The organism is Streptomyces sp. 142MFCol3.1, assembly GCF_000424945.1.
Taxonomy (GTDB): Bacteria; Actinomycetota; Actinomycetes; order Streptomycetales; family Streptomycetaceae; genus Streptomyces; species Streptomyces siamensis.
Genome location: NZ_AUKV01000035.1, coordinates 21,214 through 39,833 on the forward strand (window position 1 = coordinate 21,214; position 18,620 = coordinate 39,833).

The following is an 18,620-nucleotide window of genomic DNA, read 5'->3' on the forward strand; positions in this document are numbered from 1 at the left end:
GCTACGGTTCTCGGCCGCCAACTTCACGATGCACACTGTGCGGTGCGGACGGGCCGCGTGTGCGCCTCGACCAGTGCCGTTCGTCTGGCCTGACACGGCAGTTCGAAGTCTCCGACGACGCCCAGTGAAACCCACAGGTCAGACAGCGAAATCCTGCTGGAGTACTCATGGATCCTGGAGTTTTATGAGGGCTCTGCCCGGTTGTGCATGGCTTGGTCCATGAGCGCCTGCAGGTAGAGGCCTCGCTGGGCATCGAGTGGGCTCGGGGTGTTTGTCCGCACAGCAGTGGCGAACTCCCGTCGCAGGACTGGCCAGCATTCCTCGTGATCGATCTCTGCCGTGTCGTAGGACAACGTGGTTTCGGGCCCGAACAGCTCGATGCGGGTACGGGCCCGGGGGAGGGCGACGGTTCCGGACATGGAGGCTTGACTGACCGCTCCGTTGGCGTGTTCGCAGGTGAGCTCGATCCACCGGCGCGGGTCTCCGGAGCTGCGGATGGTGGTGATGGGGCTGATGGCCGCGTCCAGCAGGTCGATGAGGTGCGGGCCCAGGTCCAGGAGGGCGCCGTGTTCCAATCGCCAGCCGGTTGCGAAGTCCCCGCTGAGGAAGCCCCCGTGCAGATAACAGGAGCGTGCTCCGGCCACGTCGATGCTGCGGGCATCGGCTATGAAGGCGCGGGTGACGGGGTGGTAGCGCTTGGTCAGGACGAGCTGTGACACGACGTCGGCTTCGGCGACCGCATCCGCGACGCGTCGGGCGCTTGGCAGGTCGGGGCCGAGCGGTTTCTCCAGCAGTACGGCTTTGCCTCGTTTGGCAGCCAGGGGGGCCAGTTCGGCCTGGACGAGCGGTGGCACGGCGAACGCAACGGCCTCGCAGTGGTCAAGAAGCTCATCGAAGGAGGCGGCGACGTGTGCCCCGTAAGGTTCTGCGGCCAGCTGCGCGGCTTCCGCCCTGCGGGCCCACACCGCGGCGAGCCGCGTCTCGGGGCCCTCGGCGAGAATGCGTGCGTGCATGGTCCGGGCCCAAGGTCCGGCGCCCACGAGTCCGATCTCGACAGGCCGATGGATCCAGGGGGAGGAGTCGTTGATCACGGTGTTCCTGTTCTGCTCGCCCATCACGATGCGAGCCGGTTGAGGCGGGCGTCGGCGCGGGCAGGAGAGTAGAGGACGTCCACCACCATGGCCGCGGCGCCGATGAGGCCGGCGCGGGAGCCGAGTCGGGAGGTGACGATCTGGAGGTTCGCTGTGTTGCGGGGCATCGCACGCTGGTAGATGAGTTCACGTACGCCCGTCACGAACGGAGCACCGGAGAGGTCGCCGGCGAGCATCAGCACCCCAGGATTCAGCAAGGTCACGACCGTCACCAGGACCTCGCCCACCCGCCGTCCGGCCTCGCGTGCCAGATGGATCGCGTCGGGGTGGCCTTCTGCCAGTAGATGCTTGACATCCGAGCCCGAGCTCGTCTGATGCCCTGTGGCAGCAAGTTGCTTCGCAAGGGCCCGTCCGCTGGCGACTGCGGCCAGGCAGCCGTGGGAGCCGCACATGCACACGGCGTCGGGCTGGTCGTGCAGGCGGATGTGGCCGATGTCGCCCGCTCCGCCGTCGATACCGCGGTACACGGCGTTGTTGATCACGACGCCCGCGCCGATACCCGTGGACACCTTGACCAGGACGAAGGCCGTGCAGTCGCGGTGGTTGGCTTGCTGTTCGGCCAGGGCCATGAGGTTCGCGTCGTTGTCGACGAACACGGGGATCGGGCCTGATTCCAGGTGGGGGCCCACGTGCTCGGCGTACGCCTGCTGCAGGCGATCACGGATTGGGTACTGATCCCAGCCGGGCATGATGGGCGGTTCGACGACGCGACCGACTTCCCAGTCCACGGGCCCTGGCACGGACAGACCGATGCCGCAGACACCGCGCGGTTCGATGCCCGCGGAGGCGATCAGGTCGGGGAACCAGCGGGCCAGTTGGTCCAGCACCTTGTCGGGCCCGTCGGTGATGTCCAGGGCGGCGGTCGTCTCGGAGAGGATGGCGCCGGACAGATCGAGCACTGCTGCTCGGGCGTGCCGGGTCTCAAGGTCCACTGCAATGACCGAGGCGTGCGCACGGTCGAAGTCGATGTGGTGGGAAGGCCGGCCGCCGGTCGACGTGCCGGCTGAGTGACGCAACCATCCAGCCTGGTTGAGAAGGTCGAGGCGCTGCCCGACGGTCGAGCGGGACAGGCCGGTGACGCGTTGCAGTTCAGCGCGGGTGTTGGCGCGGCCGCTGCGGATGAGCTGGAGCAAGTCGCCCGCGCTGACCTGGTTCGGCGTGATCAAGGTTTCCCCCATGGCTTAGCTCTTGTCCGCGCCGCTGGTGAGGCCTTCGGTGAGCAGACGCTCGGCGGCGAAGAACAGAAGTACCACGGGAATCGTCAGCACCACGGAGCCCGCCATGAGAACTGTCTTGGGCACTTCGACGCCGTCGGACAGCTGCGCGAGCCCCAGCGAGACGGTCCAGTTGCCGGGATCGGCGGCGAGGAAGAGCAGCGCGAAGAGGAACTCGTTCCAGGCGATCATGAACACGTACAGGCCTGTCGCCATCAGCGAGGGCAGGGCGAGCGGCAGGATCACCTTGCGGACGGTCTGGAGCCGGCTGCAGCCGTCGAGGGCGGCTGCCTCCTCGATCGATTGGGGGATGGTGACGAGGTAGTTCTTGAGCATGTAGATCGACACGGGCACGGTCTGGGCGACATAGACGATGGCGAGTCCGATGAGGCTGGAGGACAGTCCGAGTTTGGCGAAGATGACGAACAGCGGGACGGCCAGCAGTGTCGAGGGGAAGAGGTAGAGGGCAAGGAAGAGCGCGCTGATCTGACGGTGTCCGAAGAACTTCAGGCGGCTGACGGCGTAGGCGCCGGGTACTGCGGCCAGGAGGGTGAGAACGACCGTGCCGAGCGACACGAGCGCGGAGTTGACGAGAAACTTGAGGAATCCCTGGCCGCCGCTGTCGGTGGATCGCAGCACGTCGCGGTAGGTCGACAGTGTGAGGTCCTTAGTGGATACCCACAGGGAGCCGGGGTCGAGCAGGAGCGCGTCGATGGGCTTCAGCGACAGCAGCACCATGTAGTAGAAGGGGACGATGGTGATCACCGCGAGGAATGCGATGACGATCCAGCGCAGCACGCCGAACACGTGGTCCTCGAACTGGGCCCTGGTCAGGGCGGCCTTGCGGGTCACGATTCCTCCTGGACCTTGTTGCCGAAGAACTTGAAGTAGAAGCCCAGCAGGATGGCCAGCGACGCAGCCAGGACAAGGGCTTGAGCGGCAGCAGCACCCACGTCGTAGCGGGCGGTGAGGAAGTCGTAGACCCGGACGGCGGCGACATCGGTCCCGGCTCCGCCGCCGGTCAGCAGGTAGACATCGTCGAACTTGTTGAAGGTGAGTATGAACCGCAGAACGCAGAGCAAGGCGATGACGGGCATCAGCTGGGGCAGCAGTATGTAGCGGAAGCGCTGAGTGGTGGTGGCTCCGTCGACCTTGGCGGCTTCCTCGAGACCCCCAGGAAGTGCCTGGAGGCGGGCCAGGATGAACAGGAAGGCAAAGGGGAAGTAGCGCCAGCACTCGAAGGCGATGACGGTGAGCAGGGCCAGTGGGATGTCGAAGTGGAGGCCCAGCAGGTGCACCTCGTATTGCCGGGTGGAGAGGAAGGCGATGGGGTCATCCCAGCCGAAGAGTCGGCGGCCCCAGTCGTTGACGATGCCGTACTGGGGACTCAGCGCGACCTCCCAGACGAAAGCCACGGCTACGACCGGTGCGCAGTACGGCAGCAGCATCGCTGCGCGCAGCAGGCCGCGCCCGCGGAAGGGCTTGCGCAGTGCCAGGGCTGCGATCAGCCCCAGGACAACGGATCCGAGAGTGGCACCGACGGTGTAGAGCAGCGTGGTGGTCAGGCTGGACCAGAAGCCCGCGGAGTCGAAGACCTGGGCGAAGTTGTCCAGTGACCATTTGCCGAACACCCCCATGTCCTGGATGTCGACGAGCTTGGCGTGCTGGAAGGCGAGCAGCACCGTCCACAGGATGGGCAGGATGACCACCACGAGTACGACGATGAAGGTGGGGGAGACGAAGGCGAGTCCTGCGCGGTTGGCGCGGCGGCTCGCCGTCATCGGGCGGCGTGTGCGAGGGGCGCGGGGGTCTGAGGGCAGGTGCGGGTGTTGCTGGCGCTGTGTGGTGCCGGGAGGTGCTGTAGTCATGGCGAGACCTTCGTGAGGTGCAGATGGGCGGCTACTGCAGGGACTTCTGGAGGGCCGCGACCTCGTCGTCGGCTTCATGAGCGGCCTCGGAGGGGGAGATCTGTCCTCCGGTCATGGCCCCGACGGCCTTGGGCACGGGGAGCTCGCCATTGGTGGCGCCGACGAGCGCTCCGTCACCCTGCGTGATGCCCCAGCGCCGCATGTTGCTGACTCCGTCGGCCAGCTGATTGAGCACGTCGGCCGGGTAGACCTGGTCGAACGGCTTCTTGGTGTCGATCCCGATGTTGCTGTGCCGCCAGGCGCTGATGTAGCGGTCGGGCTGCGCGGCGGTGCCGTGGCGGACGGGGATCTTGCCCTCGGGCGACATTCCGAACCATGACTCGTAGCCCGTGCCCATCATGTACTCGATGAACTCGCGGGACGCGGCCGTCTCGGCGGTCTTGGTGGTCACCCAGGAGGTGATCTCGCCGAACTGGGCTGCCTTCGCTGCGTCCGGGCCCTTCAGCGCGGTGACGATGCCGCTGTTGCTGGACAGGTAGGCGGAGTCCTTCTTGCACTGCGGGCAGCTGGGCAGGGCGTCCTTGCGCAGACCGGCGAGCTCGTCCAGCAGGAACGAGGACCAGATGATCATTGAAGAGCGTCCGGCGAAGTAGGTGGCCCGGGTGGAGTCCACGCTCTGCGTGCCGGGGGCTCCGTACTCGCGCGCCAGGGCGTCGTAGGTGCGGAAGGCTGTTTGGCACTGGGGCGATTCGAGGGCCACGTCGTGGTGGTCGTCGACGAGCTGGCAGTCGTTGGCCAGTGCCACGCTCTCGAAGCTCTGCGACGTGAAGACGTCCCCGGGGTCGGTGGCTGCCGAGATGCCGTCCAGGCCCTTGGTGGTGAGTGCTTTTGCCGCGGTGAGTGTGCGTTCATAGGTGGCCGGTGCGGCGAGGTGCTTCTGGTCGAATGCGTCCTTGCGGTAGACGAGCAGCTGGAGCCACGCGTCGGAGGGCACGCCGAGGCTGGTGTTGCCGTCGGATGTGAGGGCAAGGGCGTTCGCGTTGAAGGTCTTGCGGCCGAGCTTTTCGATGATCTGGCGGGGTGTGGTGGTGTTCAGCAGGCCGTTCGTATACATCTGCCAGACCTGGCCCATGGGGGCGGCGCCGATGACATCGGGCAGCTTGCCCGAGGCCGCGGCCGACATGATCAGCTGAGGCATCTGCCCCTCGTCGACTCCGACGAGATGGACCTTTATGCCAGTTTTGTCCTCGAATCCGTCGATGATCTTCTGCGTCGCCGCAACGCGGTCGGGCAGGTTCTCCTGGGACCAGACGGTGATCTCGCGGTCCGGTGTGCCGGGCCCGGTGCTCCCGGAACAACCTGTGAGCAGCCCGAATCCCAAAGCTGCCGAGATGCCGACCGCGGTCGCTTGGGACCGCCGGGGCTTCGTACGCATCGTGTCCTCGTTCCGACTTACGTCTACTGAGCAGGCATCTCAGCACTACTTTTGCTTGTTGACAAGACGTAACTTCCAGATATCGTCGACGTAACCGCTGACCGTGCAACTATCCGGAGCCACCCGTGGAACGCGTCGTCCAATTCACTGGCCCCCGTCAGGTGGAGCTTGCCGAGCAATCTCCCGCCGAACTGCCCCCCGGCCACCTGAGGGTCCGCACCCGCTACTCGGGCATCTCCGCAGGCACAGAGCTGACCGCCTACCGCGGTACCAACCCCTATCTGACCCGCACCTGGGACCCCCAGGCCCGGCTGTTCCACGACGGCGCGGCCGGCATCGAGTACCCGGTGGCCGGATGGGGCTACTCCGAGGTCGGGGAAGTGCTGGAGGTGTCCCCCGAACTGGCCGGCACCCAGGACATACCGCAGGTGGGCGACACGGTGTGGGGCATCTGGGGGCACCGCAGCGAAGGCATCGTGCCCGCCGAACGCATGGTCGGCCACACCCTGCCCGCCGGACTGGAACCCCTGGCCGGCGCCTTCGCACGCGTGGGCGCCATTGCATACAACGCTGTCCTGGCCGGCGACATCCACCTCGGCGAAGACGTAGCCATTTTCGGCCAAGGCGTCATCGGACTGCTGACCACCCGCCTCGCACAGCTGAACGGCGCCCGCGTCACCGCGGTCGACGCCCTCGACGGCCGGCTGGAGACCGCCAAGCGCTACGGCGCCCACCACACACTCAACGCCCGCACCGATGCCGTGGCCGAACACATCCGCGCCGCGACCGCAGGGCGCGGCGCCGACCTCGCCATCGAGATCAGCGGCGTCTACCCAGCCCTGCACGATGCCGTGCGCTCCGTCACCGTCGGCGGCCGCGTGGTGGCCTCCGGGTTCTACCAGGGCGACGGCATCGGCCTGCGTCTGGGCGACGAGTTCCACCACAACCGCGTCCAGCTCATCTGCTCGCAGATCGGCGGCGTACCCCCGCAGCTGTCCGGGCGCTGGACCGTGGAGCGACTTCAGCAGACCTTCCTGCGACTGGTCGCCGAAGGACAGGTCGACGTGACCTCGCTCGTCAGCCATGTCGTCCCGGCCGCGGACGCCGCCGACGCCTACACGCTGCTGGACGAGCGGCCCGCCGAGGCCCTTCAGGTCGTCCTGGAATTCTGAAAGGCCCTCGCATGCTCAGCATCGCTGCTCAAGAACAACTGCTGCCCGGAGACACCCTGCAGGCGAAGTGGGACTTCGCGCAGGAAGCCGGCTACGCCGCCATCGAACTGCGCGCCAAGGGCGACTTCCACTTCGCCTCCCGTCTTGACGAACTCAAGCAAGCCAAGAAGGACGGCGTGGTCATGCCGACCGTGTGCGTCGAGATGCTTCACTTCTTCGGCGCCTTCGACGACGACCAGCGCTGCGACGCTATCGACCAGATGAAGTCGCAGCTCACCGTGATCGCCGAGATAGGCGGCCTCGGCGCTCAGACGCCGGCGTCGTACGGCATGTTCTCCCGTCGCCTCCCTCCTTTCGAGCCCCCGCGCACCGAGGAGGAAGACCGCGACATCCTCCTGACAGGCCTGACAGAACTGGGAGAGCACGCCCGAAAAGAAGGCGTGACGCTCTTCCTCGAGCCGCTCAACCGCTACGAGGACCACATGGTCAACCGGCTGGAACAGGCCGCCGATCTGATCCGCACCACAGGCCTCGACTCGGTCAAGATCGGCATCGACAGCTACCACATGAACATCGAGGAGAGCGACCCCGCCGCCGCGATCGTCGCCTACGCCGACTGCATCGGCCACGCACAAGTCTCCGACTCCAACCGGTTCCAACCCGGCGCCGGACACCTCGACTGGCCCGCCTGGCTGGGCGCCCTGCACACCATCGGCTACGACGGTCACCTCGCCGCAGAATGCCGCCTCACCGGAGACCCCGTCGAGGCTGTCCGCTCCATCCCGGCCTTCCTGCGGAGGTCCGGAGCGTGAAGGCCCTGCTTGACCGACCCGTGCCCACCACGACCGCAGCCCTGACCCTGCGACGTGGTGCGGCACGGGTCCTCATCGACAACTGGACCGGCACCTCCACCGTGCCCTCCCGCACCCTCTACCCCCACCAATGGAGCTGGGACTCCGCGTTCATCGCCATCGGACTGCGGCACCTCTCCGTACGCAGAGCCCAACAGGAACTGGAGTCCTTGCTGGCAGCGCAATGGGCCGACGGGCGCATCCCGCACATCGTCTTCAACGCTGCCGTCCCCCACGACGCCTACTTCCCAAGCCCCGACTTCTGGCAGTCCTCCAGCGCCGGGCGTGCCATCGGCGCACCGACGGCACTCGAGACCTCCGGCATCGTCCAGCCACCGGTACACGCACTCGCCGCCTGGCTCGTCCACGAAGCCGACCCGGCCGAGTCCGCACGCCGTGGATTCCTCCACCGCCTCTACCCCCGACTGGCCGCCTGGCACGACTACCTCCATGCTCGCCGAGCACTCGGAGACGGCGCACTGATCGCAGTCGTGCACCCGTGGGAGCCCGGCATGGACAACAGCCCGTGCTGGGACAAAGCCCTCCAACGCGTCGAACCCGCCCCACCCGACGCATTCCGCCGCGCAGACCTCAACCACGGCCACCCCTCTGACCGTCCCACCGACGTCGACTACGGCCGATACGTCCGCCTGGCCACCGACTACCGCGAGGCCGGCTACGACGACCGCACAGCTCCCCATCGATTCGCCGTCGAGGACCCGGCCTTCAACACCCTGCTCATCGTCAGCGAGCTCGCCCTGGGCAAGATGGCCCAGGAACTGGGCTTGGCGAACGGACCACACCTGGCGCGCGCCGACGAACTGACCCGGCAATTGATCGGCCGGCTCTGGGATGACAAAGCAGGCATCTTCCGAGTCCGCGACCTCACCGACAGCACGCTGGTCGACGAGAGCAGCGTCACCGGGCTCATCCCACTCATGATCCCCCAGCTGCCGAACGACATCGCCGATCAGCTGTGCCAAACACTGGCCGGCCCACGATTCAACGCCTCAGCAACGCAGTTGGTACCCAGCTACGACCTCAACGGGCCGGCATTCGCACCGCACCGCTACTGGCGAGGACCCGCCTGGTTCAACACCAGCTGGCTAATCGAGCGCGGACTGCGCTCGCACGGCAAGCACACCTGCGCCGCTCGCCTTCGCCAGGGCTTCCTCGCCGATGCCGGACGATCCGACTTCGCCGAGTACATCGACCCCTCCACCGGCGCAGCCCGCGGCGCGCGCAACTTCTCCTGGACTGCCGCCCTCACTCTCGACCTGCTGTGCACCGACGGCGCCGACACCAAGGAGCTCTCACCATGACCGCGGCCGGCACACGCGTACAACTGGTCCGCGACGCCACCTTCGCTTTCCTCGCCGCCAATGGCGACATCAACGGCAGCACCTCCAGCACCACGCCTGACGGACTGTTCGTGCACGACGCTCGGCACCTCAGCCGCTGGCAGCTCACCGTGGCAGGCACCCGTCTCGACCCCCTCGTGCCGGCAGAGACAGCAGACGACCATTCGTCCACCTGTACCCTCACACCGCAAGGCACCAGGGACCATCCGGCCGCCTTCACCGTCTTCCGCCACCTAGACATCGGCGCAGGCGCCCTCACCGAGCGCATACGCCTGGTCAACAACCTGCCTGAGCCCCTCACAGCCCAGCTGGAACTCACGGTCGACGCCGACTTCGCCGACCTGTTCGAGTTGCGCGCCGACGACCGCCAATACCCGAAACCGAACAACACACGGCACATCCAAGCCACGAAGGGCGGACTGCTCTTCGACTACCGCCGCGAGGACTGGCACGCACAGACCACGCTCACATGCCAGCCCGAACCCCACACGGTCGAACCCACCAACGGCACAAGCCTGTCCACAGCGCGAACCCTCCGCTGGCAGCTCCGACTTGATGCGCACGGGGAGACCGAGCTTCACCTCAGCGCCCACGCCCATCCCCACGGCCTGACACCGCGCCCAACCCTCCTGCACCACACCAGGCACGAAACCACCGAACCGACCGACGACCTGGACCGCGCCTGCCAGCGCGGACTCGCTGACCTCGACCTCCTGACCATTCCAGTCACCGGCGTAGACGGCGAAGAGGTACACGTCCCCGCCGCGGGCCTGCCCTGGTTCATGACCCTCTTCGGCCGCGACTCCCTGCTGACCTCGTACTTCCTGCTGCCCTATCGGCCCCAGACAGCAGCAGCCACGCTGAGCGCCCTGGCCGCGACCCAAGGCAACCGCTACGACACCTACAGCGGCGAACAGCCCGGACGCATCGTCCATGAAACACGCCACGGTGAGCTCGCACACTTCCGTCAGGTTCCCTATGGCCGCTACTACGGCGCTGTCGACGCCACCCCGCTCTTCCTCGTGCTCCTCCAGGCCCACTGCGAAGCCACCGGCGATGACACCCTCGCGCAACGGCTGGAGACGCACGCCCGGCGGGCAGTCCAATGGATGCTCACCGACGGAGGCTTGGAGACGCACGGATACCTCGTCTACACGCCCGACACGAAGGGATTGGTCAACCAGAACTGGAAAGACTCTGCGGGCGCGATCTGTTTCACAGACGGCACCCAGGCCACAGGTCACATCGCAGTGTCCGAAGCCCAGGGCTATGCCTACGACGCACTCATGCGCACCGCCACGCTCGCGCACAGCGTCTGGAAGGACGAAACGTACGCACACCAGTTGCTGGAAAAAGCCGCCCAACTACGCGACCGGTTCCATACAGACTTCTGGATGTCCGAAGCCGAATTTCCGGCACTCGCGCTCGACGGCGAGGGACGCCAAGTCAACGCCCTGGCCTCCGACGCCGGCCACCTCCTGTGGTCAGGAATCCTGGACACAGACCGCGCTCACCGAGTGGGGCGGCGCCTGCTAGCACGGGACTTCTTCTCAGGGTGGGCAATCCGCACCCTGGCATCCGGCCAGAAGCCCTACCACCCGCTGTCCTACCACCGCGGCAGCGCCTGGCCGCACGACAACGCCATCATCGCCCTGGGCCTGGCCCGCTACGGGCTCACTGACGAACTCGCCACCGTGACACAAGGCCTCATCGCAGCGGCAACCCACCATGGACAGCGCCTACCAGAGGTCATTGCAGGATATGACCGTTCCGCAACCGGCAGACCCGTTCCCTACCCCCATAGTTGCTCTCCCCAGGCCTGGGCAGCCGCAACACCCCTCGCCCTGCGGACCGCCCAGCTGAGCGCCGTTCCCCGCGCGTCGTCAGGGAATCTGCAGGCAGATTGATCAGTCGGCGGGGGGTATGGAGCCGGTGCTGAGCGTGGCTGCGATGGCCGGCCTGCTGGGCGCCCCGACCATCCCGGAGCGCCCGCCGGGTTCGACCGTCCGGTCTTTCCCTCTACTCATCGCTTTGCCCTGCTGCGGCCCGGCGCGTTCGGTGTGCGGCACGGGGCGACGGTGCCGGGCTGCTGGACCTTCCCCTGGGCACGGCCGGCCTGGTCGTCGCGTGATCGCGCTGCGCAAGCCGGTCGAGGGCAACGACGCCGACCTCGCCAGCATGTTCTCCGCCACGACCGTGGCACGATGCCGACGGCCTACAGGTTGCCTGCGCCGCTCACCGTGTCAATCCCGCTCTCCCCGAGGCCGCTGCGGTGCCTGCTGCGGCCATACCCCGATGTGATCGTCCTCCAGCGCCAGCCGCACCCGGTCCTTCATGCGAAGCGCGTCGGTGAAGGCGCGTGGCAGCTGCATCCGGCCGTTCTTGTCCAACACGGCGTACTCTTGCGTCGATTGGGCTTCGTGGTCGCGCAACACCTCCAAGGACGTCCGCCCGTTGCGGATGCCGACGGTGCGGCGCACATGCTCGGAGACCATCGGGTCATGGGTGACCACGACGACGGTGGTGCCCAGTTCCGCGTTGGCCTGCCGCAGGGCGGCCAGGACCTGGGCGCCGGTCTCGGTGTCGAGTTCACCGGTCGGCTCGTCGGCGAACAGCACGCGCGGGTCGTTCGCGACGGCGGTGGCGATCGCGACACGCTGCTGCTCCCCACCGGACATCGTGTCCGGGCGGCGGTCACGCGCGTACCCGATGCCGAAGAGGTCGAGCAGCTCACCCGCGCGGGCCTTGCGGGCCTGCGCCCGCATGCCCGTGTACGTCATGGGCGCCATCACGTTCTCCAGCGCCGTCAGATACGGGAAGAGGTTGCGCGCCGTCTGCTGCCAGACGAAACCCACAGTGTGCCGGCGAAAGGCGGTGCGCTCCCGGCGCTTCATGGTGCGCAGGTCGAGCCCGTCGACCCGAGCGGTGCCGGCGGTCGGCACGTCGAGACCCGACAGGATGCCCAGCAAGGTGGACTTGCCGGACCCAGAGGCACCCACGACCGCCAGCAGCTCGCCCGGCGGCACGTGCAGGTCCAGGCCTTGCAGCGCCTGGACCTCGACCTTGTCCGCCCAGAAGATCCGGACCAGGTTCTCGCACAGGATGAGCGGCTCTTGGCCGCGTGCCGAGGCCGCTGCCTCGTCGTTCTCGAGTGCCTCGATCATGCGGTCTCTCCCACTCTCAGTACGGAGCCCAGGCCCCGCTTCCTGCCCTGGACCGTCTCCGCGACGACGACGGCGACGACGAGCGCGGCCAGGGAGCACGCGAGGACCGCGGTGAGGCCGTAGTCGGTGACGAGCCGGGCTTGGGGGTCCCCGGTGAAAGCGCGCAGCGCGAGCGCGGGCCCCAGGACGGCGGGCAGCGCCAGCCCCAGAGCGACACCGCCGACCGTGGCCGCCGCCACCATCGGCAGCAGCTCCAGAACGTGCACGGCCGCGGCGGGCCGCCGGCCAAGGCCCAGGGTGTGCAGGTACGAGGCGGTGCGGCGGCGCTGCGGGGCGGACAGCAGCAGTTCGCATACGACGGCGAGCAGGGCGAGGAGCACGGCGATCGCGCTGCCCGCGCGGTAGGTGAGCAGCACGGAACGCAGCAGTCCGTCGTGGCGCAGGGCGCCCAGCTCCTCGTCGTACACACGGATCCGGGCGTCGGGGCCGAGCGAGGTCAGCGCCGTGTTGCCGACCGCCACCGGGTCGATGTGCGGGCCGTAGAGAAGGATTGCGGCGGCTTTGACGTCGGACGGGGCGACCTGCGCCATCGCGGCTGCGTCGACCAGCAGCAGACTGCGGGGCGCGCTCGGCCCGCAGACCGGGCCGAGCGCCGGGTCCACGCTCGCCGCGGCGTCCAGGGTGGCGACGATCCGGACAGACAGGGGCTTGCCGTGGAGGCCGTCCAGCGTCAGGGTCCGGCCCACGTAGGCGGCTGGGGGACCGGCGGCGAGCGCCGGCAGCACGGTCGAGTGGTCGTGCTCTTGCGGCGGTTGGAGCCGGGCGTCGAGCAGGGCAGCGGCCGCCGGGGACCGGGGGGCGGCGGCACGCAGCTGTTGCGGGTCGAGGCCCATCAGGCTCGTCGTGTCCCGCACCTGCCCGTCGGTGGCGGTGCCGAGCCCGACGTCAGCGCGCCGCACGGCCAGAGCGTGCCCGACACCCCGCAGGTGCGTGAACTGCCCGGCCGTCCGCGGACCCGCCTGCGGGGCGACGACCGCGGCCTGACCGCCCGCGTTCCAGGCGGCGGCACGTTCGCGGCCCTGGGCGGCGCTGGAGGAGACCAGACCGCCGAACACCGCGATGGCCAGCGTCAGAACGAGCACCAGCAGCACCAGGAGCCGGCCTCCCGCGCCCCGCCCCGCGCGGGCCAGCGCGACAAAGAAGACGGCGCCGCGTGCGGCATGGGCCCGGTCGGCGAGGAACCGCACCGGCAGCGGATACAGCCGCATCAGCACCACGACGCTGCTCGTCGCCAACAAGAGGGGAAGTGAGGCAAGTTGGGGGTCGACGCCCGACGCCCCGCCGCTCGCCCCACCGCCACGTACCCGCATCGCGGCGACCAGTGCGACGGTCAGCAGGAGCACCGCGGCCTCCACCAGCAGCCGCCGGACCGGGATTGTCCCGCGATCGCCGCCGCGCCGGCCCGGTGTGGCCGTCCGCTCCCGTACCGAGAACCAGGTGAGCGCCGGCGACGCGCCGGCGGCGAGCGCGACGACGACAACGACCCCATACAACCCGCTGTCGGCGTCCGCGCCGAGTACCGCCCGCGTGCCCGCGTACCCGGCAGCGGCGCCCAACAGCACGGCGGGAGCGGTCTGCAGCAGCCGGGCCAGCGCCACCTGCGCGGCGGTGGCGCCTCGGCAACGCTGCAGCCGGTCGGCGAACCGGCCGTGCCGCACCGCGAGTTGCGCGGTGACGACGACGGTGGCCAGCGCCACGGCGAGCAGACCGGCGACGGCGAAAGCGGACAGCGCTCTGGCCTGCGCGCCGTCATGCTCAAAGCCGCTGATGACGCCGGTCAGCTCATTGCCGGTGGCGGGCTGACGCAGCTGCCGACCGGCGACGTAACACGGCTGGCCACCCACGGTGTCCGGGCACAGCCCCGCAAAAGCGTCGCTGTGGAATTGGCCGAGGGCGCGTTTCAGCGCGGCGCCGCCGTCGGCGGTGGCGATGGCCTGGGCCTGCTCCTGGCCGAGCACCACCCGGGTCCGCCACTCCACCTGCACGTTGAGGTCGTGGCGCTGCTGGACCACCTCGAGGCCGGTGCCGCCCAGCACGGCCACGGCCTGCCGCATCCCGGCACCGTCGCCCTGGGACTGCGTCACCGGCGCGGCCAGTGCGGGCTGGCGGCGAAACAGAGGTGAGGCGGCGAGTTGTTCGCTCACCCGGAAGAACCCGGACAGCACCACCCGGTCGCCGATACCGCCCGCCAGGTCCAGTCGCTGGCCGAGCTTCAGTGCGAAGGCGTCCCGTACCCGGGTGGAGACCGCCACCGGGACCGGGCGGCCGTCCTTCAGCGCCGTGCGCGGCAGCCGGGGCGGGGGAGTGCCCTCGACGTAGTCGAAGGACGCCGGCGCGTCATCCGCGTACAGCAGCGACAGCTGCGCCCGCACACTCCCGGGGACCCCGCCGCGGATGTCGGCTGCATCGAGGTGGGCCCGCAGCGAACCGTGCCGCAGCAGCGCGCGCGCCGGCCGGTGCGCGGCCGCCCGGATCTGCTGTCCGGCCTTGTCCAGGGCCGGCGCCAGCACACCGAACGCGGGCTGCTCGACGGTGGCGGCCGAACCGAAGCCGACCTTCTGGTACGACGACATCGTCGCCGTCGTCGCCAGCGCCTCGCCCTGTGACTGCGCCGCGGCCACCCGGTCGGCGAGCGCCTCGCCCGCCAGCCGGCCCATCAGCACCGGTCCGGCCAGCGCGATCGAGCCGAGGACGGCCGTCAGCACGAACAGACAGACCAGCAGCGGTACCTGGCCCTTGAGGTCGCGGGCCGCCCACCGCGCGTTGACCCTCACCGTTCCCCCGCCCGCATCACTCGTGCGAGATCCACCCGGGCCAGCATCCGGGACATCACGATCACCATCAAGGTGATGAACACGGCGGTGCCGGCGCTCGTCAGCGCCACCCGCCCCCAGGGCACGGTCGTGAGCACCGTGGGGTAGACGGGGTGGCCCTGCTCGTCGACGGTCACCAGCGGCACGATCAGCCCGGCCAGCGCGGTGCCCAGCGCCGCGCCGAGCACGACCGAGACCATCGCGATCAGCAGCTGCTCGGTCAACAGCAGCCCCGTGAACTGACGTTTGCGTACGCCCAAGGCCCGCAGCAGGGCGAATTCGGGCCGGCGTTCGCGGGTGGAGAGCACGGCATGCATGGTGAAGCCGATGACAGCGAAGGCCGGGGCGAGGAGCAGGCACAGTGTGAGCACCCCGCGGGTGCCGTGCTGCAGCGGATCACCGCGCAGCGTCTTCTCGGCCTGCGGGGTGTCCAGGGCGGTGCCGACGCCGTCCGCGTCGCGTATCGCGGCCACCGCGGGCGCGGGGTCGCCGCCGCGGGCGGACAGCCACCAGAAGTCCTCCTGAGGAGGCAGCGCCCCGCGCGCAACCAGCGATGCGGCCAGCGCCCGGCTGTCGAGGAGCAGGCGTCCTCCTTCACGCGGGAAACCGGGGACCCCGCCGATACGGCCGATCACCTTGACGGCGAACGTCGTTCCGTCGTTCGTCTGGACCGCGAGCTCCTTGCCGACCCGGGCCCGGCGGGAGTTGAGCAGTGCGTCATCGGCGAGGGCCGGGACCGCGGGGATGCCGCCGAAGCGGACCGGGCCGAACTCGACCAGCGTGTCGGACTGTGGATCGGCCCCGGAGGGGCCCAGCAGCCGCGTCTTGACCCCGTTCGGCGGCTGCTCCTTGGCCATGTCGCACACTCCGGCGCTGCTGACGCTCGCCGCGACGGGAGCACCGCAGCCCAGGTCGGCAGGGGTGGGCGGCTCGGGATCCACGTCCTGCCAGCCGGCGCCCCCGGGCCCCAAAGCCACCGACTTGGCCGAGCCGGAACCGAAGTGGTCGACGGTCAACTCGTAATGGCGCCGCACCGGTTCGCGTTCGAAGTCCACGCCGATACGGATGACGGTGAGGGGATAGTCCCGGGCCAGGCCGCCGCCGCCCGGCACGGCGAGCGGAAAGGTGATGGTGTGTCGCCTGCCGTCCGCCTCCGGCAGCCGCGCGGCGACGGTGTCCGTGAGACCGGAGGCGTCCTGCACCGTCAGGACGAGCCGGGGAACCTGCGCAGAGCCGCCGCCGTCCGCCTTCAACGTCACCGCCGCGTCTATCGACCGCGGCCTGCCGGGCAGCACCGCACCGGCGCGCGGCATGTTTTGCCCCAACGCGGCGAGCTGCTGCGGAAGATGCCGGTCGCCCAGATCCGCGCGCAGCGCCGGCATGGGCCCCGAGGCCGCCCCCGGCCGGACCGTGGGCGCCGCCTCGGCCGTGTCGACGGCAGTGACGCCCGCCACGTCGCCGTCGATCTGCACCGGCAGATCGGTGACCGGCGTGGCCGCCGCGATGCCGGGCAGCAGCCGGTAGGCGCTGTGCCGCACCGCGCCCGGCAGCGACCGCGCACCGAACTCGTCCGGGGTGAGCCGCACATCGGCACCGATGGCGTACTGGGCACGGTCGTGAGCACTGCGGTCGACCATGGTGAGGGCGAAGGTCGTGAGCGCGCCCACCGCGAGCGCCAGCACCATCAGCAGTGCAGGACCCGCATGGCGGGTCGCCCGCCGACTCACCTGCCAGCCGCCCAGCGGCAGCACCAGGCCGGCACTGTGCCGCGCCAGCCACACCGCACCGCGCTCGGCGAGCGGCAGCAGCCGCAACGTCAAAAGCGTCGCCGCGACAGCGATGACGACCGGCACCAGCACCAGCACCGGGTCGACCGACGCCCCCGAGTGCCCGCCCGCAACCGGCGACCGGTACCGCGTCAACTGCAGCCACCCCAGCACCGCCACCGCGGCCAGCACCACATCCGCGCCGGCCTTCTGCAGCACCGCGACCCGGGCCCCGCGCCGGCGCAACCGCGAGATGGCCCGCCCGTCCCGCGCCGCCCGCACCACCGGCAGCAGCACCGCACCCCCGTGCACCGCCAGCACCAGCAGCGCCGCCACCCACCCGGCAGACGACAACGCGGAACGCGGCACCTCCCCGGGCAGCAGCCCGGCATCGCCCAGTACACCGAGCAGGGGGCCGGCCAGGAACGGAGCGGCCACCGCGGCAGGCACCGCCACCAGCGCCCACTCGGCGCCCGCCGCGGCCAGGATCCGCGATGTGCCCGCTCCCCGGGCACCGAGGAGCGCCGTGTCCGCACGCCGGTGCTCGGCAAGCTGGCGAGCCGTCAAAACGAGCGCCGCCACGGCCAGCGCGGCCAGCAGCGACGCCGGGATGTACATGCCGGAGCGAGCCACCACCATGGGGGTCTGCAGACCATCCACCGTGTCGACCAGCGGCGCCTCGACGACGACACCCCTCACGCCGGCGGGCCGGCCGTGGAAGACGGTGCGCTCCGGGTCACCGGCCGCCATGGCGGCGAGACGCTCACGCAGCGACCCCAGCCCGGCCACCGGCATCCGGTCGGTGACGGGAAGACCGAGCCACACGGCGAGGGCGTCACCGCAGAGCGCAGGGCTGGCCTCGAACGCCGCAACGGACACCACCGCCAGAGTGTCGGGACCGCCGAAGCTGCTGGTCAACCCATGCAGCAGCCCGGGTTCCCGGCCGGTGTCCCGCCACAGCCCGGTCACTTCCAGCCGCACCTTGCGCACCGTGTCCCCCCGGGAGGCGGACAACGCCACCGTGTCGCCGACCACGACGTGCAGTCGGCGTGCCAGTGCGATGTGGAGGGCCGCCTCCAGCGTGTCGGGCGCGCCTCCCGCCGCCCCCTTCGGCCACGCGCCGGCGCTCAACCGGGCGTCCCCGCGCATCGAATCCACGGCGACGACCCCGACCTTGTCAGCCGGCGGCCGTGGCCTGCCCGCCGCCTCGGTCACCGGCAGGTCGTACGACCGCGCGGCCGGGGCGCGCAGCGCGGTGTGCACGCTCACCGGGACGGGGCCGAACGCCTCACGCAGCGCACCCCGCACCCGGCCGTCGGCAGCCGGGACACCGCTCGCCCGGTAATGCGCCGTGATCCGCACGATGCCCTGCGGGTCGGACGCGATCCTCGCCTGCGCACCTCGGTCCACGGCCGATCCGGCGAGAACCCCGAGGGCGGCGAGCGCGGTGCCGGCGACCAGTACGGTCAGGGCGGCGGCCACCAACACGAGGCCGTGCTGGGCGCAACTGCGGATGATCCGCGGCAACACCGGCCCGCGGGCTCCCCCTGCAGGCATCCTCCCGGGGGGCGTTTCGAGCGATCCGGCCACGAGCCTGCCTTCCCCCCTTGTTCGGACCTGCTGCGCGTGGCATCCGGCGCGGCGCGGCCTATGAACTGGAGCAGACCTCCAACCTGACCGGAGCGTGAGGTCATTGGATCCCGCCCCGTCGCATGCGTCCGGTCACTTGATCTATTCGTTACGGGGCAACGGGGCAACGGGGCGA

12 protein-coding genes are annotated in these 18,620 nt (G+C 69.7%); 4 read left to right on the forward strand and 8 right to left on the reverse strand.

The genetic code is table 11. The features are described 5' to 3' along the window. Positions 1–182: 182 nt before the first annotated feature. Genes H305_RS0136420 through H305_RS0136440 form a run of 5 tightly spaced genes read right to left on the reverse strand, consistent with a single transcriptional unit; the run spans position 183 to position 5,668 of the window. Positions 183–1,115 carry a Gfo/Idh/MocA family protein gene (locus tag H305_RS0136420; RefSeq protein WP_051371362.1) on the reverse strand — a complete coding sequence of 311 codons (933 nt, stop codon included), beginning with the start codon at positions 1,113–1,115 and terminating at the stop codon, positions 183–185. Continuing rightward, positions 1,115–2,329, reverse strand: coding sequence for an ROK family transcriptional regulator (locus tag H305_RS0136425; RefSeq protein ID WP_028804792.1), 1,215 nt, complete (start codon positions 2,327–2,329; stop codon positions 1,115–1,117). Before H305_RS0136425 ends, H305_RS0136420 begins: the two co-directional genes overlap by 1 nt. A 3-nt stretch (positions 2,330–2,332) precedes the next feature. Beyond that, the gene (locus H305_RS0136430) at positions 2,333–3,217 is read right to left on the reverse strand and encodes a carbohydrate ABC transporter permease (RefSeq protein WP_028804793.1); all 885 of its coding nucleotides are present in this window, start codon (positions 3,215–3,217) and stop codon (positions 2,333–2,335) included. Beyond that, on the reverse strand, positions 3,214–4,233 hold the full coding sequence (locus H305_RS0136435; RefSeq protein ID WP_028804794.1) for a carbohydrate ABC transporter permease: 1,020 nt from the start codon (positions 4,231–4,233) through the stop codon (positions 3,214–3,216). Before H305_RS0136435 ends, H305_RS0136430 begins: the two co-directional genes overlap by 4 nt. 31 nt (positions 4,234–4,264) lie before the next feature. After that, positions 4,265–5,668 (reverse strand): ABC transporter substrate-binding protein, encoded by a 1,404-nt coding sequence (locus H305_RS0136440; RefSeq protein WP_028804795.1) that lies wholly within the window; start codon positions 5,666–5,668, stop codon positions 4,265–4,267. A gap of 125 nt (positions 5,669–5,793) precedes the next feature. On the opposite strand from H305_RS0136440, the gene H305_RS0136445 reads away from it, so the two are divergent. From H305_RS0136445 to H305_RS0136460, 4 genes are read left to right on the forward strand one after another with little or no spacing between them, the layout of a single operon-like run. Next, positions 5,794–6,840, forward strand: coding sequence for a zinc-dependent alcohol dehydrogenase (locus tag H305_RS0136445; protein WP_028804796.1), 1,047 nt, complete (start codon positions 5,794–5,796; stop codon positions 6,838–6,840). Between the two features lie 11 nt (positions 6,841–6,851). Then, entirely contained in the window at positions 6,852–7,652 is an 801-nt protein-coding gene (locus tag H305_RS0136450) for a sugar phosphate isomerase/epimerase family protein (protein ID WP_028804797.1), read from the forward strand. Next, a complete protein-coding gene (locus H305_RS0136455; RefSeq protein WP_037766496.1) occupies positions 7,649–9,013 on the forward strand; it encodes an MGH1-like glycoside hydrolase domain-containing protein in 1,365 nt (454 codons plus the stop codon). Before H305_RS0136450 ends, H305_RS0136455 begins: the two co-directional genes overlap by 4 nt. Further along, positions 9,010–10,959, forward strand: a complete 1,950-nt coding sequence (locus tag H305_RS0136460) for a glycogen debranching N-terminal domain-containing protein (protein ID WP_028804799.1) — start codon at positions 9,010–9,012, stop codon at positions 10,957–10,959. The genes H305_RS0136455 and H305_RS0136460 overlap by 4 nt, the downstream gene beginning before the upstream one ends. 336 nt (positions 10,960–11,295) lie before the next feature. Here the strand turns inward: H305_RS0136460 and H305_RS0136465 are convergent, their stop codons facing one another. From H305_RS0136465 to H305_RS0136475, 3 genes are read right to left on the reverse strand one after another with little or no spacing between them, the layout of a single operon-like run. Next, the gene (locus tag H305_RS0136465) at positions 11,296–12,216 is read right to left on the reverse strand and encodes an ABC transporter ATP-binding protein (RefSeq protein ID WP_028804800.1); all 921 of its coding nucleotides are present in this window, start codon (positions 12,214–12,216) and stop codon (positions 11,296–11,298) included. Further along, on the reverse strand, positions 12,213–15,050 hold the full coding sequence (locus tag H305_RS0136470) for a hypothetical protein (protein WP_028804801.1): 2,838 nt from the start codon (positions 15,048–15,050) through the stop codon (positions 12,213–12,215). The genes H305_RS0136465 and H305_RS0136470 overlap by 4 nt, the downstream gene beginning before the upstream one ends. Next, positions 15,047–18,385 (reverse strand): ABC transporter permease, encoded by a 3,339-nt coding sequence (locus H305_RS0136475; protein ID WP_051371364.1) that lies wholly within the window; start codon positions 18,383–18,385, stop codon positions 15,047–15,049. Before H305_RS0136475 ends, H305_RS0136470 begins: the two co-directional genes overlap by 4 nt. Positions 18,386–18,620 lie beyond the last annotated feature (235 nt).